Source organism: Paenibacillus sp. LS-5 (assembly GCF_056121505.1).
The window spans coordinates 1-272 of the sequence record NZ_JBWAVA010000077.1; the positions used below are offsets into that span (position 1 = coordinate 1).

1 protein-coding gene is annotated in these 272 nt (G+C 62.5%); it reads right to left on the reverse strand.

Going from position 1 to position 272, the window contains the following annotated elements:
* The coding region (locus AC0MA3_RS26525) for a hypothetical protein (RefSeq protein ID WP_474658351.1) at nt 1–272 on the reverse strand (272 nt) is incomplete at both ends.

The window sequence follows — 272 nt, forward strand, 5'->3', positions numbered from 1 at the left end:
TGCCGATGACAGGCAGCAGACCGGCGACAAAGGTCACCACGATCATGGTCTTGACCAGCGGCAGGTGCACCCCAAGGATCGGCAGGATGACGACGAGATAGATCGCCGTCAGAAACGTGTTCAGCGCCGAAATGCGTATCTGCGAGAAAACGATGTTGCGGAACGCGCCGCTGAGGAGGCTTGCCCGCTCAACCAGCGCCACCGCCAGAGGTCCCGGCTCGCGCGATGCATTCACCGTGCTCAGCGCGATCATGCCGCCGATCACCATGCCG